Origin of the sequence: Nocardia amikacinitolerans NBRC 108937, from assembly GCF_001612615.1 — a bacterium.
Taxonomy (GTDB): domain Bacteria; phylum Actinomycetota; class Actinomycetes; order Mycobacteriales; family Mycobacteriaceae; genus Nocardia; species Nocardia amikacinitolerans.
In genome coordinates this window covers 26,184-44,045 of sequence record NZ_BDAU01000030.1, presented here as the reverse complement: position 1 = coordinate 44,045, position 17,862 = coordinate 26,184, and the positions used below count along the sequence as shown (strand labels likewise).

Below are 17,862 nucleotides of genomic sequence, written 5' to 3'. Positions count from 1 at the left end.
GCGGCCCAGCACGGTTCAGGTGTATAGCTGTTCGCCGGGAATGGCGTCAGGGTCGGCTCGCACCTCGGCGGGATTGGTCTCCTTCAGTACCCAGGCGCTGAAGAGGGTGAGTATGCCCATCAGGGACAGGTACAGCGCGACGAACGCGGTGGTGTCGGTATTGGCGATCAGCGCGGTCATGATGAACGGGGTGCCGCCGCTGATGGTGATCGCGCACAGCTGATAGGCGAGCGAAGCTCCCGAATACCGCAGCCGCGGTTCGAAAAGCTCGCCCAAGAAGGCGGCGACCGGTCCGTAGGTCATCGACTGGAAGATCGAGGCGACGGTGACGGCGAGGAAGAACATCGGCAGCTTGCCGGTATCGATCAGCCAGAAGTACGGGAACGCCCAGATCGCGAGGCCGCCTCCGCCGAGGAGAATCAGCGGCCTACGTCCGACTCGGTCGGACTTGGCCCCCGCCCATGCGGTCGCCGCGGCGCCGATCAGCGAGGCGCCAAGCGATATGGCCAGGATGTCGTTTCGCTTCATGCCGAGCTCCGAGGTCCCGTAGCTGAGCACGCCGGCGATGCTGATGTAGAAGGCGGTGTTGGTAGCGGCGAGCAGGCCACAGCCGAGCAGGATCTTGCGCCAGTGCAGTCGGATCGCCTCCGACAACGGCGCCTGGGCGATCTTGGCGGTGTCCTTCTCGGCCACTTCCCGCTGCAAGTCCCGAAATTCGGGCGTGTCCTCGACCTTGGTCTGGATGTAGAGCACCACCGGGAACAGCAGCGCGCTGGCCAAGAACGGCACACGCCAGCCCCAGCTGAGAAACGCCTCCTGCGACAGGATCGCGGTCGCGACGAGAAAGATCAGATTGCCGAGGATCACGCCGAACGCGACGCCCATCTGCCCGAAGGAGCCGGCGAATCCGCGCCGTTTCGGGCTCGCGGATTCGGTGAGCAACAGCACGATGCCGCCCCACTGCCCTCCGCAGGCCATGCCTTGGATGAAACGCAGCGTGACCAGCAAGATCGGCGCGATGATGCCGATGGTGTTCGCGCTCGGCAGGCAGCCGATGAGGAAGGTGGCCAGCCCCATGCCGAGCAGACAGACGACCACGGCAGGCTTGCGACCATATTTGTCGCCGAAATGTCCTGCCACCACGCCGCCGAGCGGACGTGCCACGAAGCCCGCCCAGAACGTGCTGAAGGAAAGCAGTGTGCCCATCAGCGGGGAGCTGTCGGGGAAGAACACCGTGGGGAAGACCAACGCGGCTGCTGTCCCGTAGAGGAAGAAGTCGTACCACTCGATCGAGCTGCCGAGTAGGCCCGCCGCCAGGAGTTTTCGGTGTGCCCGTTGGCGCTCCCGTCCTGCGGGGCCCGTCTCGGCGGAGTCGGCTGGTTCCAATGGTGGTGCGGTCAATGTGGGTACTCCTCGAGCTGGATCGCTCAGTGTTTCGGGAGCGACGAGGGACAGTCGCAGCCGACGTGGGCGCCGGACGTGGCGGGCGGAAAAGGATGTCGGCGCAGCCGATGACGGTGAGCCCCAGGTCATTTCCTGGGTGCGGAGATGGATCCGAAGCCGAGTTCGATCAAGTGGGTCGAGTCAGCAGCGGTACCTGCCAGACGGTTGGGTCAGGTCGGCGACGAGTCGGTCGACGGTCTCGACGGCACATCGCCGGTTGTCGCCGACACCGCCGCGGGCGCCACGTTTCGCCCAGCCGACTACGTACAGACCCTCGATCGGCGCACCGGTATCGGGTGCGACGACCCTGCCCCGCCGGTTCGCGATGACGCCGCTCTCGCCGAGGGAGACACCCGCCAACGGGGTGACGGTGAAGCCGGTGGCGCACACGACCGAATCGGCGGTGAAGGTCCTGCCCGTCCCAGTTGCCACCTGAATGCGGTGACCGATGGAGCGCACGGAGGTGACCTCGTGGCCGAACGACAGCGCGATCGAGAGTGCGCGTCGCCCCTGCGTTGCCCCAGCCTGCCGCTCCGCCAGCTCGGCCAGCAGGCGCTGCACCGGGTCGGCGGAGCCGCCGGTCGGCGCCGAGCCGCCGTCGACGGTCACCGTGGCGTCCAGTCCGGCCAGCTCGTTGAGCGCGGACAGAGTGAACGACGGGCGTCGAACCGAGGACCGCGCGACGACTGTCACCTCGGTGACCGGCCCGCCGGAATGGGTGCGCACGCGTCCCTCGCCGATGGCCGCCACGACATCCAACGCGACGTTGCCACCACCCACGACAACCGTTTTCGGACCGCGCAGCGGCCGCACCGGTATGCCGGGCCGAGCACTGTTGACCGCCTCCAGCAGGGGCAGCGCTTGGTGCACCTCTGGGATCGGCCCGGCTCCGAGCTCTCGCGGCCGGGACGCTCCGACGGCCAAGACCACCGCGTCGAACTGGCGTCGAAGCGCGGCGATCGACACGTCGACTCCCACGCGGACCTTCGATCGTACGGTCACCCTGTCGTCGCCGAACGGAAGGTCGAAGAGCCGAACCATCTTTCGGATCCCGTCGTGCTGTCGCGACACCGCGGTGCGCAACAACCCGCCGACCTCCGCACGTTGTTCGAAGACGGTGATTCGCACCGTGCTCGATCGTCGCAGCAGCTCGCGCACGGTGTACATGGCGGCGGCACCGGCACCGACGACGGCGATCCGCAACGGCGTTGCGGTCCGCGGGAAAGCTTGCGGAAGTGCGAGACCGGTGCGCTGTCCCCGCGGTGTGGGCGCGTTCGCGGTGAAGTACTCGCGTGTGCGCTGGGCGTAGTGGCGTTCCGATTCGCTCAGCGCTGCTTCGGGTTTGATAGCTCCCGCCGGACAGGCCGAGACGCACGCCGAGCAGTCGATGCAGGTGTTCGGGTCGATATAGAGGTGTTCGACCGATTCGAACCGCGGGTCACCGGGGATGGGCAGGATGCAGTCGCGGGGGCATGCCGCGACACACGACGCGTCCTTGCAACAGTGTCCGAGAATGACGTGGCTCATCCGCGCCCGCCGGTCAGAGGAGATTGGATTTGCGATAGATCCATCGCGCGGGTCCGTTCAGTAACTTCTCTTGGTCGAGGAACGCCACCAGCGGCGATGCCGCGCGGCGGAACATCATCCGATGGTGCTCGTTTCGGCTGATCTCCACGCGCACGGTCGACCAGTCCAAGCCGGCCTCGCGGTAGATCCTTTTGTTGACCATGCCTTTGGCGATGACGTGGGCGCCGATCGCGATGAATATCGTGCTGAGAAAGCGTCTGGCAGGCGATACTCGCACCAGATGATCGCGAATCTTGTGGCGCGCGAACGACATATGCCGTGACTCTTCGACGACGTGCACATACGACGTCCGGCGCACCGCATCGGAGACTCGGTCGTCGCGCATCCAATCGCGTTGCATGACATCGAAGATCTCCTCACCGGCCAGCACGATCGCGTAGGCGATCTCGTCCCACGCGAAGGTGCGAAACAACCAGCCGGTGACGATCGTCGAGCGATCCAGGCGATGGTGGCCGGTCCCAAGCCGGTCGATGGCCTCGGCGAACATGAGCGAGTGCAGGTTCTCGTCGGCGCATTCGTTGAACAGGAATTTCACATCGGGTCTGGTCGGATCCACCCCGTGGGTGCGCCGCAGCAGCACGATCTGCAACGCGACCTCGAGCCAGATCGCGACTCCGAGGAAATGGGAGGCCTCACATCTGGTCAGGTGCTTTCTGGCCGATTCGGGCAGTTGCTCCCACGACGGCGTACCGAAGAGCGGAGACCACTCCGGGCTCATCCCGTAGCGATCCTGATCGGCGGCATCGACCTCGATCTCCCGGAGATCGAAAGACAGGCGTCGCGCCGAGTCGAGAAGACCGTCGTAGACGGCGCAGGCATGATCGGAGCCGGTCACTCCGATCACCCTCCGCAGTTTCCGTGCGCGGGCTGACCGGCGAGCCTGCGGCCGAGCCAATCCAGTGCCGCGTTGCCACCGACCGCGGGTGCGGCGAGGTGATCGGCCAGCGGAATCGCGTGCCATTCGACCGCGACGCCCAGCGCACACCAGTCGGAGCGCAGTTGTGCGCCGAACTTGTAGCCCACGGTGTCGTCGTTCATCCCGTGGAACAGATAGATCGGATAACCCGGCGCACGGGTGCCAAGCCGGTCTTCCGCCAACCGCTGTCGCCACTCGGGAGTGTCGAGGGGTTCGCCGGTCACCAGTTGCTGCAACGACTGTCCGTTACTCGCCAAAAGATTGTCGAGGACGCAACCGGTGCGAATCCTGTGTGCGAACGCGCGTCCCGCGTCGGTCAGGTAGGAGTCGAGGCGCAGTTCGGGATAGGCCGCGTCGTGTCCGATCGCGATCATGAAGTACGCGGCGAGGTTGGGGGGTTTGCCACGGTGGTCCTCAGCGTCTGCCAGGGTGTCGGCCGGGACACCGCCGGCGGCCACACCCTTGATCTGGAGCTCGGGCGCGTAGTCGCTGGACAGTTCGGCTGCCCAGGAGGCGGCGTGGCCACCTTGGGAGTAGCCGACGATCCCGACCGGGGATGCCGAGCTGATCCCTCGCGCGTTGGCTTCGGGCAGTCGTTGGGCGGCGCGAGCCGCGTCAAGGACGGCGGTTCCCTCCGCGCGGCCGACCAGATAGGTGTGGTCGCCGGGGGTTCCGAGACCCTCGTAATCGGTGACGGCCACCGCCCATCCCTTTTCCAGCAACCCGGTGATCTCGCGGGGCCCGCCGGTGGCGGACGGCGCGCACTGGTCACCCATTCCGACGGTGCCCACGGCATAGGTCACCAACGGGCGCGTACCAGTGCGGCCGTCTCTGGGCACGAGGATCCGGCCGGAGACCACGTTCGGCTGCCCGAGCGCATTGGTCGAACGGTAGCGAATCTTCCACGCGTCGACCGGCGCCGGAATCCCGGGAAGCAGGTCGACTCTCGATGGCTCGACATGGACGATATCGCCGGGTTCACCATCGGCGAGAGGGTCGTCGGCGTGCGCGACGCCTGCACCAAGTGGCCCGGCCACCAATGCCATGGCACACGCGGTCGGCGCCAAGCGCCGCAGCGACTTCTGCGCCTTGGAGAGGATGGACTTCATTGTTCTCCTCGAAAGATGTTGCTTGTCAGAAGAATTGCGCGGCACGTGGAGCCCTATCGGATCGCTCGAGCTCTCGTTTGCCGGGAGCGCTATCGCAATGAAACACTTGCTTGACGTGTTTCACAATACTTGATATAAACGAAAAGTCGTGTTAATGGACTGATCTGCTCGACATTCGAGACGGAGACGGTCCCCGCGCAGCCCGGTCGCCCCACGGCTGCGACGAGTCGAAGGAAAATCCATGGACGTCCAAAAACGTGCGCTGACGGCTGCCCTCACCGTGGCCGCCATCGGCACCGCGAGCGGGACCTGCCTCGCCGAACCGGCGGTATCCGACCGCCCCGCGCAGGTCCACTACACCGCATCGGTAGACGGCGATACCGCGGTCGTCACCGTCGACCCGGCAGCCAGGCTCGTACTGGACGGTGGCAGATTCGAGATTCGCGCGGGCTCCGACCAAGTCCTGGCCGCGGTGCCGCTGCAGCTGCGGGTGGGTGACGTGGAGTTCCCCATCGAGGCCGAGATCAACGGCGCCACAGCCCGTTTGACGCCGAACCTCGACCCGGCGCGTGCGCAGTACCGCCCCATCGCCGAGCCCTCGGCGGCGAACGACTCCGCCGAACGTCAACAGGACGCCCTCGCGCGCGCCACATCGAACATCGCCAGAGGTCTCGGCATCGGCGCCGGAGTCGGCGCCATCGGAGCGGGCGTTCTCGGCTGCCTGCTCGGCGGCCTCACCGGAGCCGTCGTCACCGCGCCACTGGCCATGATGCTGGGTGCGGGACCCTTGCTCGGATGCGCGATCGGCGCGGCCACAGCCGTGCCCGGCGGGGCCGTATCAGGCGTTCTCCACCTCGCGGCCCCGGTGATGGTCCCCGCATTCCTCGAGTACCTCATCACTACCAACACCTAGGCGGGCCGGTCCGGGGACATTCCTCTCGACGCCCACCGGCGGCATGAGATAGCCCGGCGAATTCGGGAAGTGCTGTGATCGCGGCTTGCCGCCGATCACAGTGTCTTCGCCGCGTGTGCTGGATGTTGGAGCACGGCTCGAGCCTGGTCGCGCGGGTCGACAGGCAAGCCGCGTCTCACTTCAGCGACGCTCGAGTTCGACCCGCTCGGCCTCGCGCGCAACGACTTCGGGACGTTGCGCAGCGAACCAGGTTCGGTAGAACACGATGGACAGTGCGGTGAGAACGCCGAGTATCGCGATCCCGAAGGGGATCGGGTAGGTCGCCATCGGCATCGCGAAGTAGCGGACGCACACCAGCACTCCCACGAACGTGGCGATCCCCAGCGCCACTACCCGCACGCGCGGACGGTCCCAGCCTCGGTCGGGGTCGCGCAGGGCGGACTCGATCGTCAGGCACAGCGCGGCGCCCGCCACGAGGTCGACGCCGTAGTGTGCCCCGAGGCCGAGCGTCGCGATGAGGGTGCACACCAGCCAGAAAGTGCCGCCCCAACGCAACCAGACCGGCCCGCGTCGTGAGTGGATGAACAGCGCGAGTGCCCACGCCGTATGCAGCGACGGCATACAGTTGCGCGGCGTGATGCCGTCGAAGGGCATCGATTCGACCGAGGCGGGAAGCGCCGGAACGAGATTCGGCCAGACGTCGGCGAGTTCCATGCCGTGCCCCTGCGGTCCGAACGCGAGCACAGGTCCCACCACCGGGAAGATCACGTAGAAGACCGGGCCGATGAGGCCGAGTACCAAGAACGTGCGCACCAAGTGGTGCCGCGGCCACGAACCCGTGGTCACCCCGCGCAACTGCCAGATGGCGACGACGATCGCCGCCACCGGAAGCTCGAAGTACACCCAGCGCACCACACCCAGCGGTACCGGCCCGGCCAGATCGAGCGCGTGCCCGACGACCCACGCCGGACTGCCGAGCGCTCGATCGGCCAGCTCCACATACGGGTCGAGGACCTGCGGACAGGACCATGCCGTGATGTCCAACCAGATTTCGCCGACCTTCGTCGCGAGGATGAGCAGCGCTCCGAGCGCGATCGTGTGCAGTGCCGTCCGCCGTCGCACACCGCTCCACCGTAGGGCGGCGATCACCGCCACCGCCGTCAGCACAATGGTCGGTCCGTTGCCGACGGTGAACGGCCGACCGTCGAATGCCCGAATCGCCACGAAGACCAAATCGATGGCGACCGCGGCGGCGAGGGCGTTCACCCGCACCCGAACGGTGACACCGATCAGGGCCAGCAGGAAGCCCGCCCACGGTGTCGTCGCCGACTTGGGCGTACCGGCGTAGTCGCGAAAGAGGCTGGTCAATGGACCGAGAGCGTGGATGTGAACGGCGATTAGCTGACCAGCGACAAGTACAAGCACCGCGGCGGCAATGCCGCCCCACACCACGAACGGCCGAAATCGACGCTCCCGGAGTCGCTCATCTCCCGCTGGCTCCGGGGGTGAGGTCGAACTGCCGTGCGCGTCGTGAATAAGCATTCGGACATCGTAAACACGCCGTGAACACGGCTTGACGGGGCACTTAACGCCGACCGACGCCGGGTGATTGCGAAAACGCATGCGCGCCATGCGGGGATGTCGCCGGGGTCTCCGCGGACTCCTTCGCAGCGAGCAGGACCCGGGAATCCCGGCGTGCTCAGGATCGTTTCGGCGTGGCGGTGGCAGCGAAATCGCTGCTCGGCGATCTCGGCGAATCGATGTCGAGGTCCATCACCTCCTTCGCCAGGCGGGCAACCATCGCCGCGCCGCGCTGTTGGCCGGTGACGGTGGCTGGGACGCGGCGGCCACGACCGGCTGCCCACCGGCGGCGCGGCGAGATCGCCGCGCGCCTGATTACTGTGGGCTGAGGGTGCCGAACTTCGCAGCGGCCGCGCCGCGTTGGGATGCCTCGAGCGCGCGGTAGCCGTGGTAGTAGGTCACGAGCATGAGCCCCCAGACCGACATCGCCAGGATGTAGAACAGTGTGTGATCGGCATCGTCACCCGGAATGGGGAAGTAATCGTAGATCACGGCGACGAACGCGCCGAGGGCAGTCGCCACGGACACCCAGGCCGCGTTTCGCCGGTCACCGATCCGCCACAGGCGCGCGGCCACCGAGAACATGAACAGGGCCACAGCGAGATTGACCACGAGATAGAAGATCGCCCATCCCGACTCGACGGGCCGCGGATCCAGCGCGCGGTTGAGTCCCACGGCGACGCCCGCCGCGATGGCAGCGGCCTCGACCAGCCACGATGGACGGTACCGATGGGTCACCGCCAGCATCCCGATCACGATGAGCAGCGTCATGCCGAACGACCGCGAGAACGCGTCGAAGAACACCATCAGGTGATAGCTGAGGCTCGAATGCGAGACGCCGGTGGCGGCCAGCACCACGACGTTCGCACCGGACACCCCGATCACCAGCCACTCCAGTGCGAGCAGGAAATTGGGCCTGCCGCGCAGGAACTTGATTCCGTAGTAGAAGCCGGCGGTCAACATGAAGAGATCGGCCAGCACGGCCAGTAACAGAGCGAAATCACTCATCGGGTGTCCTTCGGGACTGGGCATCGTTGTTCGGGGGTCGCGGGCGGAACGCTCGCGATGGTGGGGACCGCCGCTGTCGTGTCGGCGGCCGTCCGGCGGTGGATCGCCGACACGACAGCGATCCGAGCCGGCGCGGCGAGGTCAGGAATCGAGACCGAGGTGTTCGGCGAGGTCCGCGTAGTCGACCTGCCACAGGCCGGGGGAGCCGGTCGGGTACTGGGAGCGGAAGCCGAGCACCCGCTGCACGCGCGGCGGGAGCGTCTCGGCGACCTCTCGGTCGACCAGGAACGGGTACGCCTCCTCCGGGGTGAGGAAGCCCGGGTTGAAGGCGAAGGCGACGCCGCGCCGATATTCGTCGGTCGTCTTGTTGGCGCCGCCACCATGCACCACCTTGCCGCTGATGACGAGCGCGTCACCCGCGTTCATCACCGCCGGGATCGTAGCCTCCGGGGTGCCGTTGTCCTCGAAGTTCTCCCAGTGGTTGCTCCCCGGGATCACCCGGGTCGCACCGTTCTCCTCGGTGAAGTCGGTGAACGCGATCAGGAAGTTGATGGTCACCTCGGGGCCCTGCGGACCCATGCCGATGAACGGGTACCAGTTCCCGAGGTCACGGTGCAATATCTGCGCGGCATTGCCCGGCCCGATCTCGATGACCTGGGCGGTGGTCATCCAGTAGGTGCCCGACTCCTCGAGGTACACCGCGTCGCACAGCTCGTGGACGAGGTCTTTCCCGATGATCTCGTTACGGAAGGTCGGGCTGTGGGTGACGAGGTTGGTGAGCCGCTTGGTGTTGCTTCCGTGGAACGCGGCGACGATCTCGTTGTCATGAGTCGATCCGGGCCGCAGGGCCTGCAGCGGGGCCTCGACGTCGGCGTTGAACCGGTCGATCTGGTCCTTGGTCAGGAAACCCTTGATGATCACGCCGCCGTCGCGTCGGATGATCGCGAGGATGTCGGCCACCGGCGTATCGGCAGGCACGGATTCCAGGGCTTTGGTGGGCTGTACTGCGGTCATGGGTTCGACTCCATTCGGGAAGGTTGGTTGACTTGTATGCGAAAGCCGAGCGGCGAGGTTCGCCGTCGCGGCGGACCTGGTGTCAGCCGAGGCTGAACGGCCGGCCCCACAGCGTCACCCAGCTGGTGACGCGCTCGGTGACGATCTCGACGCTGACGAAGGCGCGGGCCTGCGCGTACCCGCCGCAGCCGGACAGACCGATGGTCTGGTCGGACCAGGTCACCGATCCGCTGCCACCGGAGAACACGTTGTAGACCTTGTGGTCCTCGTTGCCGAAGTCGTCGGCCTTCTCCCGGTCGAGGAGGTAGAACGACTGCGCCTGACCGGGACCGAGGGACAGCTCACCACCGGTGTTGGCACCGGCACTGGCGTTGCCCTCCCAATCCGAGGCCCCTTCCACACCCCCGCCGACACCACCGCCTGCGATGTTCACCTGGCAGCCGACGACGTAGCCGGGCATGACGAGGCCCCCGGCCTCGGCGCCGGTGCCGGCGAGTTCGACGTGGGCCGAACCCGATACCCACGCGTTGCGGTGCACCGGAGTCGAGCCGAGCGAGGGGCTGATATTCGCCGACTCCGTGAGCCGGACGGTCACGACGGTGCCGTCGGACAGGGTTTCGACGAGCTCGCCGCCGGGCAGCGGGACGAAGGTGTCGGCGGTCGCGGTGGGTGTCGCGGCCAGGCCGAGCGCGAGGGCAGCGACCGCGCCGGCACCCAGGTGGGCGAGATACTGACGGTTGAACATCGAATTCACCTTGGTGGTTTGAGGTTTCGCGATGCGAAGCGATGGACGCGAGGGGATGGGCCGGTTCAGCCGATGCTGAACGGAGCGCCGTAGAGCGAGGTCTTGGAGTAGTGGTCGCCGATGATCTCGACCACGGTGTAGGCACGGGCCTGGGCGTAACCGGCACAGCCCTGGATCTCGATCTCGGCGTCGCGGTATTCCACCGAGTAGACCCCCGGCTCGAGAATGTCCTTGTAGTCGATCTGGACGAACTTCACCTCGCCGGGCCCGACGTTGACCCCGATCGATCCGCCCGCACTCACCCCACCGGTCGAGATCCCGCCGGAGACCCCCGCACCGATCGCGTCGTCGGCGATGCTCACCTGGCAGCCGACGAGGTAGCCGGTGTTGAGCTGCGAGGCACCGTGGGTGGAGGAATTGTTGCTGCCGGGCAGGCCGGCCGGGCCATTGGTCGGGCCGACCTCGCCTTCGGGCGTGACGGCGACATCGGCACTGGCCCGCCCGGAGACCCACACCACCCGGCCTGCACCGTTGGCCGCCATCGATGGCGACACCAGGGCGCGTTCGCCGGTGCGGGTGAGCGTGACACCAGGCCCCGACTTGGACCCGTCCGGAAGGGGAACGAGAACATCGGCACCAGCGTGCACTGCGGTCGCGATGGCGAACGACATCGCGGCGACACCGGACGCGCCGAACAGGGCGGCCGAGCGCGTCCTCGCCCAACGAGAACTCATAATGATCAGAATCTCCTTTGATTCCGGGACGCCGAATTCGGCTCGCTCGAATTCGGATGTAGAACCGAGCAATTCCCGGCGAAATGGGGTGGTGTGAAAGATGAATGAGCGGAGACGCTCGACATGAATCGTGGCGAATGGACAGCCGAGAAATCAGAACGAAAGCGAAAAGCGTTGTCTACCAGCTGCTTACGCGCTACGCAGGACCTACAGGGACCCGCTGGAGGACTCGCCCGAGGAGCGCGGCCGTTTCCTGGATGTCGTCGAGAGTGTGTGCGGTACTGAGGAAGATCTTTCCGGACGGCATGAAGACGACGCCCGATTCGACCATGCCGACGGTGATCTCGCTCCAGAGCCCATCCGTGCCGTGCAGGCTTGTCTGCTGACCGTGTGGCACGAACTGCAACAGCGACCCGACGCGCCGGAGACCGGCCGGTGCGTCGGCCGAGGTCAGCACGTCGGTGATCGCCGTCTCGAAGGCGGCGCCCAGATCGTCCAACCTCTCGAACACGCCGGGCTCGGCGGACAGCTCCATCGCGGCCTTCACCGCGGCGAGCGCCACCGGATTGCCGTTGAAGGTTCCCGCGTGGGTGAGGCCGTCCTCCACCAGATCGATGATGTCGGCGCGTCCGACGACCGCACTCTGGGTGAAACCGCCCGCGATCGCCTTGCCGAACACCGAGAGATCCGGGCGTACGCCGAACTTCTCGGCGGCGCCGCCGCGTGCGATGCGGAATCCGGTGATGACCTCGTCGAAGATCAACACGACGCCGTGCTTGTCGCACAGGCCGCGGATCGTCTCGAGGAAGCCGGGCGCCGGATTCGTCACGCCCGCGTTGCTCATGATCGGATCGATGAGCACGGCGGCGATCTGCCGTTCCTCGGCACTGGCGAGCAGTTTCGCTATGGCGGCGGTGTCGTTGAACTGGCTGATGATCAGGTCGGCATGGGCATGGGGACTCTGCCCGCGGCTGGCGGGGACTGCGGTCTCACCCGTGTCGTCCGCCGTCATGCTCGCGTACACGCTGTCGTGCCAACCGTGGTAGGCCTTCGTGAACTTCACGATGCGGTGGCGGCCGGTGGCCGCTCGGGCGAACCTCAAGGCGACCTGCACGGCCTCGGTCCCGGTGTTCGTCCACACGAGGCGCTGAGCGCCGGGCACAGATCCGAGTACTGCCTCCGCGGCCTCGTATTCGAGGCGATGGCCCATCCCCACAACCTGCATCGATGTCATGACCCGCATGACCGAGTCGATGACATGAGGGTGGCTGTGGCCATGGACCAGTGGCCCCCAGGCCATCACGTAGTCCAGGTAGCGGTCGCCGTCGAGGTCCCACACGTGAGCTCCGCGGCCCTTCTCGACGAAGAGCGGAACCGGCCGCATCGTGGCACGAAGCCCCGAGCTGACGCCGCCGCCGAGGCTCAGGCGGGTGCGCTCGAAAGCGGTTCTGGAGGAGTCGATTCCCATACATTTCCTTGATTGCTGCGAGCCGACGTGCCGAAGCGGAACTCATCGCGAGCACGGCGGGGGCGACAGAGTGTGCTGGCCGGTGTGTCAGAGCTGGAGGTAGTCGCCGAGCTCGTTGTAGTCCACCTGCCAGAGGCCGGGCGAACCAGTGGGGTACTGGGAACGGAAGCCGAGAAGGCGCTGCACGCGCGGCGAGAGCTGCCTCGCGATCTCGATGTCGACGAGGAAGGGGTACGCCTCCTCGCCGGTGAGGAAGCCCGGGTTCAGCGCGAACGCGAGCCCGCGGCGGTACTGGTCGGCGGAGACGTTCGCGCCGCCGCCGTGCACGGTCTTGCCGCTGAAGAAGAGCGCGTCCCCCGCCTTCATGGTCGCGGGAATGGTGGCCTCAGGGGTGCCGCGATCCTCGAAGCTCGCCCAGTGGTTGCTCCCCGGGATGACCCGCGTCGCGCCGTTCTCCTCGGTGAAGTCGGTGAACGCGATCATGAAGTTCACGGCGACCTCAGGACCCGCCGGGCCCATGCCGACGAACGGGAACCAGTTCTCCAGGTCACGATGCAGGACCTGCGCCTTGTTTCCGGGGCCGATCTCGATGACCTGGGCCGTGGTCATCCAGTAGGTGCCGGACTCTTCGAGAAACGTGGCGTCGCAGAGGGAATGGAGCAAGTCCTTGTCCAAGATCTCCTCGCGGAAGGTCTTGCTGTGGGTCACGAGGTTCGTCAATCGCTTGGTGTTGCTGCCATGGAAGTCGGCGATGGCCTCGTTTTCGTGAGTCGAGCCCGGTGCCAGCGCTTTCAGGGGCTCCTCGATCTCGGCGTTGAACCGCGCGATCTGGTCCGGCGACAAGAAGTTCTCGATGATCACGCCTCCGTCCTCCGCCACGATGGCGAGGATCTCGGCGAGCGGGGTCGTCTCCGTCACCGAGCGCAGAGTGGCCTTGACTTCGGTGTTCATTGCTTCTCCATTCTCTGACCAATTGTTTGAATCAATTGATCTGATCAATTGATTTGATTGTGTGACGGAAGCCACGTTGTGTCAAGAGCCGACCGGGAATCGCCAGTGGTCACCGGACGGCCGCGCGGGTCCGGCTGCGGCCCTTGGCGGCGAGAGATCGAACAGGGAGGTCGAGCATCGTGCGCAAGCCGGGCGCGAGGGTCGCGGCCTCGTTCACGACGTTGCAGGCGACGGCGACCGTCGCGGGGGCACTGGCGAAGCCGGCAGGTGCGCTGGCGGAGATGTCACCGTCGGGCGTCCGCAGAGTCCACCTGTCGCCGAGCTCGACGGCATCCAGATCGGGACGAAAACCGAAGTGGATGCTCAGCTCGATGACGACGTTGTCGCGGTGCGAACCGCGAGCGCTGTGCGTGATCCCGGCGACCGTGCCTGCCTCGATGCGCGCGTGCGCGCCGATACGCTCCCGCTCGGCGACCACAGCGATCTCCGGGAGTCCGACGTCTATCGAGTCCAGCTCGAGCTCGAGCGCGTAGGACAGCGAGCCGATCGTTTCGGCGAAGCCGAAATGGCCGGGCAGGTTTCCCGCGGCCACCGCGGAAACGAATTCGTCGGGAGTCAGCCCGAATCCGAACTTGTGCAGGATTCCCCCGTAGTCGGCCATCTCGGCAGTGCGTTGCACGACCACCCCCTCGACGGTCGGCGCGAGAGACGACAAGACGGTGGGAATCACCTCCATGAGCATGCCCGGATTCGCGCCGGTTCCGAGCACAACGGTGCCGTGCTCACGTGCGACCTGGTCGATACGGCGGCTGAGTTCAGGGTGAGCGCCCCAGGGGAAGCTGAGCTCCTCGCAGATGGAAACGACATGGACCCCGCTCGCCGCCAGCGCTGTCACGATCGGCGCGAGTTCGGCGAGCGCTGAGGTCGTGGCCACCAGCGCTGTACGAGAGCCGGCCGCGGCGGCGAGGTCGCCGGAAATCGGGACGCCCAGGTGGCCCGCGCCCAGCAGATCTCCCAAATCTCGACCGGCCAACGCGGGGTCACGATCGACAGCGGCGGTCACGCTCCGGCGGTCACGCTCGAGCAATGTGCGCGCCGCTTCCCGGCCAACGGCGCCGAGTCCGATGATGGCAACTCCGGTACGACTCATAGTGATCACTCCTTACTGAGATGCGCTCGAGGGCGCGGGATATGGCGCTGCAATCGGGATGTGCGCGATCGCCGCGACGACTGCCTGTGCCCGGTTGGCCACGCCGAGCTCGGAAACCCGAATGGCCGCACCTCGCCGGACACCATGAACGTGGGCCCCGCCGATCAGTGGCCGAAGTGGGTCCGAAGATGCTGCGCCGCGTCAGTCGCGGCGCGCCTCGCCTTTTCGATGGTGGCCACCTCGGTAAAAAATCCGTGGAGGACACCGTCGTATTGGCGAACCTCTATCTCGGCGCCGGCGCGCAGCACCACGGCGGCGAATTCCTCGTAATCCGAACGCAAGATGTCCACTTCGGCGGCCACGAGGAAGGTCGGCGGCAGAGCGTGCAGCGTATTGGACAGGATGGGAACCGCACGCGGGTCCCGGTCCGCTCCGTTGTTCGCGGTGTAGTTCGACCAGAACCACAGGGCATCGGCCTTGCAGAGGACTGGCGCGTGCTCGAAGGCGTCCCAGGACGGCCCCGCGTGGGCGTTCGACGTCGAGGGATAGGCGAGCACGAGCGATCTCGGCATGGGGCGGTCCGCTTCGGCCAAAGCGGTGCAGATCGACAGTGCGAGGTTTCCGCCCGCACTGTCACCGGCCAGTGCGATGCGGGACGGGTCGACACCGAGTGACACCGCCTCGCGCTGGGCCCACTCGTAGATCCAGAGGCAATCGTCCGCGGCCGCGGGAAATGCGTGCTCGGGCGCGCGCCGGTACTCGACGGAGACGACGACGCACTCCGCCTCGATGCAGAGGGATCTGCAGAGATCGTCGACGCCGTTCAACGTGCCCACCACGAACCCGCCGCCGTGCATGTAGAGCACCACGGGCAAATCGAGCGCGGCGGAAGGGCGGTAACAGCGCACGCGGAGCGGACCGGCGGGACTGTCGACGGTCCGCTCTTCGACATCGTGCACGGGTCGCATCGGCGCGGCGGCGGTGACCGTATCGAACAGCGACCGCATGCCTTCCACGCCGTACTGGGAGTACGGGGGTGCGGGCGCTTGGCGGAGCAACGCTTGTGCAAACGATTTCTGGTCGTCATCGAGCATGTCGAGCATGGCGGTTACGGACAGGCCCATCGAGCCCCCTTTCGGGTCGCCTACCTCCTCGCTTCGTGCGGAAGCCCATCGGCAGGCCTTGACAGATCAGTTGATTAGATCACATGATTATGTCACACGATCTGATGGAGAGAGGCGGATATGCCTGAATCAACAAGCCACTCAGCAACCGGAAATGTGGCGGTGACAAGCGGTGCGACACCGATGGTCCTGTCGGTGTCGCGGCGTCTGCGTGAGGCGATTGCCCACGGTGCGACGTTCACTGCCACCGACGAACCCCAGATCGTCTGCCTGTCTTCGACGAGCGACGCGCAAAAGGCTTTCCTCACCTTCGTCGGCGCCGAGATCACCGTCTCTGCCGACAGCGGCGGCGCCGAACCGGACCTCACCTGGGATGTGCGCTGGCCCGATCCGGTGCCGGCCGAGATCGACGGCGAGGCGCTCGACGGCTTCGCGAAAGAGGTCCAGGTACTGCTGGCGGGCCGCGACATCGACTGGCGTACCGCGGCGGAGGAATTCTGGAATCGCGTGCATGCGGTGCCGGGCGTGCCGGGTGGCCTCGGCGTCTACTGCTTCGACGAGGGCACTTTCGCCGAGTTCGGCGACCCCGCGAACAACGGCTACCGACTCCTCGGCACGTCGGCGGCGCTCGCGCGCCTGTTCGGGGGCCGTTCGCTGATCACCGAGGAACTCGCTGGTGGCGAGCTCGCGGTCGACGGCTCTGTATCTGGATTCTCGGCGCTCTTCGGCGCCAACCTGAAGGTGGTGTTCGGTGAAATCTGATGTGTTCGGTGAAATGGCCCCCGTTTCGAGTGTGCGTCTCGAGGCGACCAATCACGACGGCGTTCTGATCGGCAAGACACTGTCCCGTGCGACGTACACATCGTGTCGGAACAAGGGTGTCGCTGTGCCGGATCTGGTCCTCGGCTTGGACCTCAACAACAATTCCTCGCTCGGTTACGACCATCCGGCGTGGCGGCGTAATGGCCTGATCACCGACATCGAGCTCCGGCCGGACGAGAGCACGTTGATCGAATGGAAGCCGGGCATGGCTTCGGTGATCGGTGACCTCTGGACCCTGCAGGGAGAGCCGGTAGCGGCGGACCCCCGTCAGGCGCTCAAGCGGATCGCGGCCGCGTACGCGGAGCGCGGTCTGAGCGTGCTTGCGTGTGTGGAGATCGAAGCGACGGTCTTCCAGGAGTCCATCGATCAGGCGCGCGCGCAGCAGTATCAGAACCTCACGCCGCTGGGCGGCAGTAGCGGAGCCGCGCTGGTGCACGCGAAGTCGCCGGACTATGTGGAGTACATGGAGGCGGTTGTCGCGCGCTTCGACGAGATCGGGCTTCCCTGGGAGGCGTGGTCGGACGAGGCCGCGACCGGACAGATCGAATTCAACATCGCCCCCGCCGATCCGGTCACGGCCGCGGACCGGTGGGCGCGCGCCCGCCAGGTCATGCGCGAGGTCGCCTATTCCCTCGGGCGGTCGGTGACCTTCATGTCGAAGTGGTCCGCGGAGTACGGACAGGGCGCTCATCTCAACGTCTCGGTCAGCGACGCGAACGGCAACATCTTCTTCGACGCGAACGAGCCGAACGAGCCGAGCGAGCGAATGCTGCACTTCCTCGGCGGCGTGATGGCCACGCTGGAGGCATCGACCAGCTTCGCGTTGCCGACCATCACCTCCTACCGGCGGCTGATGGAACTCGAAGGTCCGCCGACCACGCAGACGTGGGGCATCGCGAACAAATCGTGCGCAGTTCGCGCGGTGCTGGCAGGCCCGTCCGCCACGCGCCTGGAGTACCGGCTGCCTGGCTCCGACTCCAACATGTACTCCACGCTTGCCGCGTTCCTGGCCGGTGGCCTGTTCGGGCTCGACGAGAAGTCGACACCGCCACCGCGCTTCGAGCGCATGGCGTGGGCACTGGCGCCGGGCACCGTTCCCGTGGTCCCGAAGAACCTCTACGACGCCATCTCGGCGCTGGACGCCGACGACCAGCTGCGCCGGTATCTCGGGGACGAATTCGTCGACTACTGGGTCGGCCTTCGTCGATGGGAGTGGTTCTCCTACCACACCGGAGCCGAACGCACCGACGACCAGATCTCGGTCTGGGAGTCCGTGCGCTACTTCGAACTCGCATGA

The 17,862-nt window shown here is 66.4% G+C and carries 17 protein-coding genes; 4 read left to right on the top strand and 13 right to left on the bottom strand.

All coding sequences use genetic code 11. The annotated features are described in order from the left end of the window. Positions 1 to 15: 15 nt before the first annotated feature. From NAM01S_RS21660 to NAM01S_RS21645, 4 genes are all read right to left on the bottom strand, one after another. Positions 16 to 1,386 carry an MFS transporter gene (locus NAM01S_RS21660; protein WP_169810884.1) on the bottom strand — a complete coding sequence of 457 codons (1,371 nt, stop codon included), beginning with the start codon at positions 1,384 to 1,386 and terminating at the stop codon, positions 16 to 18. Between the two features lie 198 nt (positions 1,387 to 1,584). Beyond that, entirely contained in the window at positions 1,585 to 2,970 is a 1,386-nt protein-coding gene (locus tag NAM01S_RS21655; protein ID WP_067788026.1) for an FAD-dependent oxidoreductase, read from the bottom strand. 13 nt (positions 2,971 to 2,983) lie between these two features. Then, the gene (locus tag NAM01S_RS21650; protein WP_218018439.1) at positions 2,984 to 3,874 is read right to left on the bottom strand and encodes an AurF N-oxygenase family protein; all 891 of its coding nucleotides are present in this window, start codon (positions 3,872 to 3,874) and stop codon (positions 2,984 to 2,986) included. Further along, positions 3,871 to 5,055, bottom strand: coding sequence for a lipase family protein (locus NAM01S_RS21645; protein ID WP_084483156.1), 1,185 nt, complete (start codon positions 5,053 to 5,055; stop codon positions 3,871 to 3,873). The genes NAM01S_RS21650 and NAM01S_RS21645 overlap by 4 nt, the downstream gene beginning before the upstream one ends. 241 nt (positions 5,056 to 5,296) lie before the next feature. Between NAM01S_RS21645 and NAM01S_RS21640 the strand changes: the two genes are divergently transcribed. Next, complete coding sequence (locus tag NAM01S_RS21640; RefSeq protein WP_067788021.1) at positions 5,297 to 5,968, top strand: DUF8020 domain-containing protein; 672 nt, start codon at positions 5,297 to 5,299, stop codon at positions 5,966 to 5,968. Positions 5,969 to 6,148: 180 nt separating this feature from the next. On the opposite strand, the gene NAM01S_RS21635 is transcribed toward NAM01S_RS21640, so the two are convergent. Continuing rightward, positions 6,149 to 7,510: a phosphatase PAP2 family protein gene (locus NAM01S_RS21635; protein WP_067788019.1), complete on the bottom strand. Its 1,362-nt coding sequence runs from the start codon at positions 7,508 to 7,510 to the stop codon at positions 6,149 to 6,151. Positions 7,511 to 7,683: 173 nt separating this feature from the next. Between NAM01S_RS21635 and NAM01S_RS36170 the strand changes: the two genes are divergently transcribed. Next, positions 7,684 to 7,878 carry a hypothetical protein gene (locus NAM01S_RS36170; RefSeq protein WP_218018429.1) on the top strand — a complete coding sequence of 65 codons (195 nt, stop codon included), beginning with the start codon at positions 7,684 to 7,686 and terminating at the stop codon, positions 7,876 to 7,878. Here the strand turns inward: NAM01S_RS36170 and NAM01S_RS21630 are convergent. From NAM01S_RS21630 to NAM01S_RS21595, 8 genes are all read right to left on the bottom strand, one after another. Then, positions 7,865 to 8,557: a hypothetical protein gene (locus NAM01S_RS21630; RefSeq protein WP_067788017.1), complete on the bottom strand. Its 693-nt coding sequence runs from the start codon at positions 8,555 to 8,557 to the stop codon at positions 7,865 to 7,867. The genes NAM01S_RS36170 and NAM01S_RS21630 overlap by 14 nt on opposite strands. 141 nt (positions 8,558 to 8,698) lie before the next feature. Beyond that, the gene (locus NAM01S_RS21625) at positions 8,699 to 9,571 is read right to left on the bottom strand and encodes a phytanoyl-CoA dioxygenase family protein (RefSeq protein WP_067788015.1); all 873 of its coding nucleotides are present in this window, start codon (positions 9,569 to 9,571) and stop codon (positions 8,699 to 8,701) included. Between the two features lie 82 nt (positions 9,572 to 9,653). Continuing rightward, complete coding sequence (locus tag NAM01S_RS21620; RefSeq protein ID WP_067788276.1) at positions 9,654 to 10,316, bottom strand: MspA family porin; 663 nt, start codon at positions 10,314 to 10,316, stop codon at positions 9,654 to 9,656. A gap of 65 nt (positions 10,317 to 10,381) precedes the next feature. Then, a complete protein-coding gene (locus NAM01S_RS21615) occupies positions 10,382 to 10,987 on the bottom strand; it encodes an MspA family porin (protein ID WP_253799090.1) in 606 nt (201 codons plus the stop codon). A 259-nt stretch (positions 10,988 to 11,246) separates the two neighbouring features. After that, on the bottom strand, positions 11,247 to 12,518 hold the full coding sequence (locus tag NAM01S_RS21610; RefSeq protein ID WP_067788014.1) for an aspartate aminotransferase family protein: 1,272 nt from the start codon (positions 12,516 to 12,518) through the stop codon (positions 11,247 to 11,249). A gap of 87 nt (positions 12,519 to 12,605) precedes the next feature. Beyond that, on the bottom strand, positions 12,606 to 13,469 hold the full coding sequence (locus tag NAM01S_RS21605) for a phytanoyl-CoA dioxygenase family protein (RefSeq protein WP_067788012.1): 864 nt from the start codon (positions 13,467 to 13,469) through the stop codon (positions 12,606 to 12,608). A gap of 109 nt (positions 13,470 to 13,578) precedes the next feature. Further along, a complete protein-coding gene (locus tag NAM01S_RS21600) occupies positions 13,579 to 14,619 on the bottom strand; it encodes a hypothetical protein (RefSeq protein WP_067788010.1) in 1,041 nt (346 codons plus the stop codon). A gap of 164 nt (positions 14,620 to 14,783) precedes the next feature. Further along, positions 14,784 to 15,722: an alpha/beta hydrolase gene (locus NAM01S_RS21595; RefSeq protein ID WP_169810880.1), complete on the bottom strand. Its 939-nt coding sequence runs from the start codon at positions 15,720 to 15,722 to the stop codon at positions 14,784 to 14,786. Positions 15,723 to 15,926: 204 nt separating this feature from the next. On the opposite strand from NAM01S_RS21595, the gene NAM01S_RS21590 reads away from it, so the two are divergent. Further along, the gene (locus tag NAM01S_RS21590; RefSeq protein WP_067788007.1) at positions 15,927 to 16,505 is read left to right on the top strand and encodes a hypothetical protein; all 579 of its coding nucleotides are present in this window, start codon (positions 15,927 to 15,929) and stop codon (positions 16,503 to 16,505) included. 124 nt (positions 16,506 to 16,629) lie between these two features. Next, complete coding sequence (locus NAM01S_RS21585) at positions 16,630 to 17,862, top strand: glutamine synthetase family protein (protein WP_253799068.1); 1,233 nt, start codon at positions 16,630 to 16,632, stop codon at positions 17,860 to 17,862.